The following is a 5,997-nucleotide window of genomic DNA, read 5'->3' as shown; positions in this document are numbered from 1 at the left end:
GGCACGGTCCGCGAGCGGGTAGAAACGGCCCGCGGCGTCACGGGCCTCGATGACACCGTCCGTGTACAGCAGCAGGGTGTCACCGGGCTCGAAGGAGAACGCGTCCAGCGTGTAGTCCGCGGGCTCCGTCTCGTGCACCCCCAGCGGGGGCGCCGGATGCAGACTCGGGATCGTGACCGCGTGACCCGGGCTGAGCAGCAGCGGTGGGGGGTGGCCGCAACTGGTCAGCCGGGTGACGGGGTCCGCGTCGGGGATCTCGACCAGCAGAGCGGTGGCGAAGCGCTCGCCGGCCTCCTCGGGCGACTCGAAGTCGGCCGAGTAGCGGGTGACGCTCTGCTCCAGGGTGGCGGCCAGGTCCGGCAGGGAGGTGTGCCGGTGGGCGCCCTCGCGGAAGGCGCCGAGCAGCAGCGCGGCCTCGCCGATGGCGGACAGTCCCTTGCCGCGCACATCACCGATCAGGACCCGTACCGCGTTGTCGACCCTCGTGGTCGCGTACAGGTCGCCGCCGATCTGGGCCTCTTCCTCGGCGGCCAGGTACAAGGAGGCGATCCGCAGGGGGCCGATCTGCTCCGGCAACGGCCACATCAGGACGTGCTGGGCGGCCTCGGCCACCGACCGGACCTGGGCCAGCTGGGCCTGGTGCCGCTCGCGGATAGCGCAGTAGGCGACGATCAGCACCGAGAGCACGGCCAGGGTGACGAGCTGGACGATGTGGTTCGTGGTGCCCAAGCCGCCGTGGAACACACCGATCACGGCCTGCGCCAGCACCGCCAGCGAACCGACCAGTCCCGTCGCCCACGGCCCGGCGAACGACGGGGTGAGTGCCGGCGCGATGACCAGCGTGGGCCCCAGATGGATGTTCTCGGGCGAGCGGATGTCCACGACCGTGATCACCACGATGAGCGCGATCGGCAACAGCAGCAGTGCGTGACTCGATTGCCAGGACTGCCGCAGATCCGAGAGGCCCCGCCGGAATCCCACGTCTCAAGCGTGCCCCACCCTCGCCTGACCGGCCATCGCGGCCGTCTCGCCCGTATGGACGCCGTCGGCGTGCTCCGGCGTCCCTCCGCTGACGGAATGGGGTGATCAGGCATGCACCCTGCCGGAGGCCCCATGAGTGATGCGCACGAGCCGCCCGGATCGGCTCCGAGTCCGGGCCGGGGCGGCGCCGAGGCAGCCCCCGGAGACGAGCGGGCGGCGAGGGGATCCACGGTCGGCAGGCTCGCCCGCAAGATCGCCTCGGCCGTACTCATCGTGCTCACCTGCATCCTGGTGCCGGTCGCCCTGCTGACGACCTGGGTGCACGACATCGTGCTCGACACCGACCGGTACGTCGCCACCGTCGCGCCCCTCGCCGAAGAACCCGCCGTCCAGGACGCGGCCGTCCACCGGATCACGGACGCCGTGGCCGTCCACGTCGACGGACAGCAGGCGGCCGACGACATCGCCACCTGGCTGGAGTCCCAGGGCCTGCCGCCCCGGGCCGCCGACGCGCTCAAGGGACTGGGCCCGCAACTGAACGCCGCGGTCGACCAGGCCGTGACCAAGGCCGCCACCAAGGTGGTGCAGAGCAATGTGTTCGACAAGGTGTGGACGGACGCCAACCGGGCCGCCCACAACGCCGTCGTGCACGCGCTCACCGGCAAGGGGCGGGGCGCGGTCGGCGTCTCCGACGGCACCGTCACCCTCGACGTGGGCGCGGCGGTCGAGCAGGTCAAGAACCAGCTCGTCGACGCGGGACTGTCACCCGCGAAGCTCATCCCCACGGTCGACAAGCAGATGGTGCTCTTCCAGTCCGAGGATCTCGCCAAGGCCCGCAAGGGCGCCCGCCTGCTGGACGCGCTCGGCAACTGGCTCCCGGTGATCGTCGTGCTCATCGGAGCCGGCGGCGTGTTCCTGGCCCGCGGGCGGCGGCGCGCCCTGGCCCGTACCGCCCTGGGCGCGGCCTTCGCCTGCCTGGTCGTGGCCATCGGGCTGGTCGTCGCCCGCCACTACTACCTGGACCACCTCTCGCCCCAGGTGCAGTCGAAGGCGGCCGCGTCCGCGATCTTCGACACTCTGGTGCGCTTCCTGCGCGCCAGCCTGCGCACGGCGATCGTCCTGGGTGTCGTCATCGCGCTCGGCGCCTACTTCATCGGCCCGGGACGGCTGCCCACGGCCGTCCGCGGCAGATCCGAGCTGGCCGCCGACGCCACGGCCCGGTGGGCCGCGGGCCACCAGATCCGCACGGGCCGGGCGGGTACGTGGGCGCAGCAGTACCGCCACGCCGTCACCCTCGCCGTGCTGCTGATCACCGCGCTCGTCTTCGCCCTGTGGAACCATCCGACGGTGCTGACGGTGCTGCTCCTGGTGCTCGTCCTGCTCGCCGTCCTCGCGGTGCTCGCCCTGCTGGCCGCGAGCGGCCGGGCCGCACCCGGCGAGCGGCCCGCCGCGCCGGGCCCGCGGGGTGACGCGGAGGGCTGATCCGATCAGCCGGTGCCCGGTGACGAGGGGAAGGTCTGCTCGGTCCAGATCGTCTTGCCCCCGGTCGAGTACCGGGTGCCCCATGCCTCGGCCAGCTGTGCGGCGATGAACAGACCCCGGCCGCCCTCGTCGACGGTGCGGGCGTGGCGCAGATGCGGCGCGGCGGATCCGCCGTCGCGGACCTCACAGGTCAGGCTGCGGTCGTAGATCAGACGGAGCTGCAGCGGCGGGTCCGCGTACCGGATGGCGTTCGTCACGAGCTCGCTCACGATGAGCTCCGTGTTGAACGCGGTCTCCTCGTCCACCCCCCAGGCCGTGAGCTGGGCGCGCACGCGGCGCCGGGCGAGGGCCACCGAGGCGGGATCGGAATCGAGGCGCCAGGTGGCGACCCGGTCGGAGGGGAGGGTGCGCACCCGTGCGACGATCACCGCGGCTTCCCCGGCCCACAAGCCGGGCGGGAGCGAGTACACGATCGCGTCGCAGAGGTCCTGGAGCGGGCGGTCGCGGTAGTCCGGTGCCGACCGCAGAGGCCCCGGGGACTCCGCGAGGTACGCGGTGAGCAGCGGATCGCTGGTGAAGATCAGGACACTGCCCTCGGGCACCTCGAACTCGACGGACGCGAACGGCGTGTCCTCGTCCGTGCCCAGACGCGGCCCGGACGGCGGATCGGGGACGGTGACGGTGCTGTCGGGCCGTACGACAAGGGCGGACGGCCGGCCCGCTCCGGCCATCACGCAGTTGCCGGTCAGCGGGTCGTGGATGGCGTACACGCAGTCGGCGGTCAGCGTCTCGCGGCGCAGCGGGTCGCCCAGGGGGAGGTTCGCCCGTTCCGCGGCCAGATGGGTCGTCGTGTCGTGCAGCCGGGCGAGCAGCTCGTCCGGCGCGATGTCGAAGGCGGCGAGGGATCGGATGACCGTGCGCAGCTGTCCCATGGTCGCCGCCGCGTTGAGACCGTGCCCGGACACGCTTCCCACGATGAGCGCGGTGCGGGCGCCGGACAGGGCGATGGTGTCGTACCAGGCCCCGGGATCGGCGCCGGTGACGGACAGGTACGAGGTCTCGAGGGACGCGTGGCTCTCGGGGACACGCGGCAGCAGCTGGCGCTGGATCGTGGCGGCGACGGCGTGTTCCCGGGTGAAGCGCCGTGCGTTGTCGATGCACAGGGCCGTGTGCGCGGCCAGCTCCACGGCGAGTTCGCGGTCGCCCTCGTCGAAGGGGGGCGTCCGTCCCGTGCGGTAGAGGCTCACGAGGCCGACGGCCCTGTCGCGCAGGGCCAGGGGGGCGGTGAGGAGACTGTGGGCCCGCGACGAGCGGATCGCCTCCGCGCGCGGGGGATCGACGCGGAACCACGGGGCGTCGGGCTCGAGTTGGACCACCCGGGGCTGCAGGTCGGCCAGAGCCTGGGTGTAGGGGGTGGGGGCCGGAAGGCTCCGTACGTCACCGACCGGGTGCGCTTGCGCCGACCGGGCGTTCACGCTGCGGAACGCCGTGCGCATCAGCGGCGTCTCCTGGGGCAGCGGGGCGATCGGCGGCTCGTCGCCGCGGATCACGTCGTCCACCACTTCCACGATGGCGACGTCGGCGAACGTGGGCACCAGGGCGTCGACGAGTTCCTGACCCGTCACTGCAGGGTCCAGGGTCCGTCCCACGTTCCGGCGGACCTTGTCGAGGACCTCGGCCCGGGCCCGGGCCGACTCGCGCTCGGTGACGTCGACCGAGGTGACGGCCAGGCCGAGCACCGTGCCGTACGGGTCCTGCAGGCGCAGCGCGGTCATCTCGAAGTGGCGTACCCGCATCGGGTCCGCCTTGATGCGCACCCGGACGATCTGCTCACGCAGCGGGATCCCGGTCTCCAGCACGGTGCGGAGCGCTGCCTCGACGCCCCGTTCCTCGAAGCCCTCGCCCCTCAACCGGTCGTAGACTTCGCTGACCGGCCGGCCGATCACGTCGTCCAGCGACACGATCTGCATGACCGGTGTGGCGGTGTTGACCCGGACGAAGCGCAGATCGGCGTCGAGCAGATGGAGTCCGACCGGTGACTGGGTGAACAAGGCCTCCAGCATCGAGGCGGTTCTCTCGTCCACCTGTTCGCCCGGACCGCCGTGCACCACGGAGACCACCTCCCAGGCTCCCGCGCACCTCCCAGCGTGCCTTGCCCTCGGGGCCGTCGCATTCGGGGCTCGGCGGCGCTGGTGGGGCGCGGTACCCGAGTGGGCGCCGGACGACCGTCCGGTGCCCGCGTTCCGCCGTATCACCTGTCCCGGGTGAGGCCGGGCGGCGCGTCGCGGCGGAGGATCGCGGTGAAGCACACAGTTCGCCTGCGCCACACGCCCACCCGCGGGGAGAGCAGCTCATGCGGTACGAGATCCGCATCGACGGACACCTGTCGGAGACGCTCGCCGATGCCTTTCCCGAGCTCGACCACGTGGTCGTGTCCGATCAGACTCTGCTGTTCGGCCCGGTCGTGGACGAGGCGCACCTCTACGGGTTGCTGGCCCGCTGCCAGTCGCTGGGGCTGCACGTCCTGGAGATGCGCCAGTTGCCCGAGTGAGCGGGCGGTGTCTCCGCGCGTCTCACCCGCCGCGGGTGAGCCGGGCAGGGACGCGGTGGCGGACGCTGGGACCGGAGCGGTCCCTGCACACCGTGACGTCGGGGGCCCGTACCCGACCCGCCCCCCATCAGGCGAGGAGGAGCCATGACCGTACCGCCTCGTTCGGGACCGGGTGCCGGGCCGGAGCCGGCCCCCGACGGCACGGCTCTTGGGCCGGAGGGGGACCCTCTGGACGTCGTGGCCGCCGTCGGCGCGTCGTGGCTGTGGGCGCTGGGCACGGCGCTCGTCACCCTGATCCCGGGCATCCTGATCCTGGTCTGGCCCGACGAGACGCTGCACGTGCTGGCGGTCGTCATCGGCCTGTACCTGCTGCTGGGAGGGGTGTTCCGGTTCGTCTCGGCGTTCGCCCGGGATGCGCACGGCGAGCGGCTCGCCCGCGTCCTGCTCGCGATGCTGTTCGTCGTGGCCGGCGTGCTGTGCCTGCGCCACCCCCTCCAGACCATCGCCGCGCTCTCCCTGATCGTCGGCGTGACCTGGCTGGTGTCCGGGATCCTGACCCTCTACACCGCCATCGCCTTCAAGGACCTCGCGCACCGGGGCGTCGTCTTCGGCGCGGGCGCGCTCGGCGTCGCCGCGGGGATCGTGGTCCTCGCCCTGCCCACCGAGTCCGCGGTCGCCCTCACCCGGCTCCTCGGACTGTGGCTGGTGCTGCTCGGACTGGTGGAGCTGGCGGTGGCCTTCGCCCTGCGGTCCGCGATCCGCAGAACGCGGGGCTGATCACCCCCGTCGGGTGAGGCGCCGTGACCGCCGCGGCGGTCACGCTGTTGGTGGGCCGGACCGCCGGCGGGGCGTCCCCCCGGACGGAGGAGGACACAAGTGGCCGCGTACACCTACCTCGCGTACGACTATCCGCTGCTGAGCGCCTTCTGGACGATGCTCTGGTTCTTCCTGTGGATCATGTGGTTCGTCCTGCTCTTCAAGAT

At 72.4% G+C, this 5,997-nt stretch carries 5 protein-coding genes and 1 pseudogene; 4 read left to right on the top strand and 2 right to left on the bottom strand.

Annotation, left to right across the window (positions count from 1 at the left end; translation table 11 throughout):
- Window positions 1–981: PP2C family protein-serine/threonine phosphatase (locus ACFW2E_RS39545; protein ID WP_384474721.1), on the bottom strand; the 981-nt coding region annotated here is incomplete at its 3' end.
- A gap of 132 nt (window positions 982–1,113) precedes the next feature.
- On the opposite strand from ACFW2E_RS39545, the gene ACFW2E_RS39540 reads away from it, so the two are divergent.
- Window positions 1,114–2,463, top strand: coding sequence for a hypothetical protein (locus tag ACFW2E_RS39540; protein ID WP_384474719.1), 1,350 nt, complete (start codon window positions 1,114–1,116; stop codon window positions 2,461–2,463).
- Between the two features lie 5 nt (window positions 2,464–2,468).
- Here ACFW2E_RS39540 and ACFW2E_RS39535 read toward each other — a convergent pair whose 3' ends face one another.
- Window positions 2,469–4,583: a SpoIIE family protein phosphatase gene (locus tag ACFW2E_RS39535; RefSeq protein ID WP_384474716.1), complete on the bottom strand. Its 2,115-nt coding sequence runs from the start codon at window positions 4,581–4,583 to the stop codon at window positions 2,469–2,471.
- Between the two features lie 233 nt (window positions 4,584–4,816).
- Between ACFW2E_RS39535 and ACFW2E_RS39530 the strand changes: the two genes are divergently transcribed.
- From ACFW2E_RS39530 to ACFW2E_RS39520, 3 genes and pseudogenes are all read left to right on the top strand, one after another.
- Window positions 4,817–5,014, top strand: coding sequence for a hypothetical protein (locus ACFW2E_RS39530; protein WP_384474713.1), 198 nt, complete (start codon window positions 4,817–4,819; stop codon window positions 5,012–5,014).
- 144 nt (window positions 5,015–5,158) lie between these two features.
- Window positions 5,159–5,791 (top strand): HdeD family acid-resistance protein, encoded by a 633-nt coding sequence (locus ACFW2E_RS39525; RefSeq protein WP_384474710.1) that lies wholly within the window; start codon window positions 5,159–5,161, stop codon window positions 5,789–5,791.
- Window positions 5,792–5,890: 99 nt separating this feature from the next.
- Window positions 5,891–5,997, top strand: a pseudogene (locus tag ACFW2E_RS39520) (SHOCT domain-containing protein); the annotation flags it as partial.

Origin of the sequence: Streptomyces sp. NPDC058964 (assembly GCF_042741275.1) — a bacterium.
GTDB lineage: Bacteria > Actinomycetota > Actinomycetes > Streptomycetales > Streptomycetaceae > Streptomyces.
Note: the sequence above shows the minus strand (reverse complement) of the source record. Positions and strands in the feature narration are given on the sequence as shown.

What these genes read in the sequence shown, in the direction of transcription:
- ACFW2E_RS39540 (WP_384474719.1), top strand. Translation starts at nt 1,114, where the DNA reads ATGAGTGATGCGCACGAGCCGCCCGGATCGGCTCCGAGTCCGGGCCGG.
- ACFW2E_RS39530 (WP_384474713.1), top strand. Translation starts at nt 4,817, where the DNA reads ATGCGGTACGAGATCCGCATCGACGGACACCTGTCGGAGACGCTCGCC.
- ACFW2E_RS39525 (WP_384474710.1), top strand. Translation starts at nt 5,159, where the DNA reads ATGACCGTACCGCCTCGTTCGGGACCGGGTGCCGGGCCGGAGCCGGCC.